The sequence below is a fragment of the Effusibacillus lacus genome (assembly GCF_002335525.1).
Taxonomy (GTDB): Bacteria; Bacillota; Bacilli; order Tumebacillales; family Effusibacillaceae; genus Effusibacillus; species Effusibacillus lacus.
Map to the genome: position 1 here is coordinate 1 of NZ_BDUF01000073.1, position 207 is coordinate 207.

The following is a 207-nucleotide window of genomic DNA, read 5'->3' on the forward strand; positions in this document are numbered from 1 at the left end:
CAAGCCGCGCGACTTGCATGTATTAGGCACGCCGCCAGCGTTCGTCCTGAGCCAGGATCAAACTCTTAGATCATGGATGATCTACTCGGCGTTATCGGCATGGACGCCGATGTTCTTAGCCGAGCGACCTCTGCGGATGATTCGTCCCGCGTTGTCGACATGGACGTCGACGCTCTTAGCGGGGCTACCTCAGTCGATGCTTTCGCC

1 rRNA gene is annotated in these 207 nt (G+C 58.0%); it reads right to left on the reverse strand.

The features are described 5' to 3' along the window. Window positions 1-73 (reverse strand): 16S ribosomal RNA (locus EFBL_RS13635); the annotation flags it as partial. Between the last annotated feature and the right edge of the window lie 134 nt (window positions 74-207).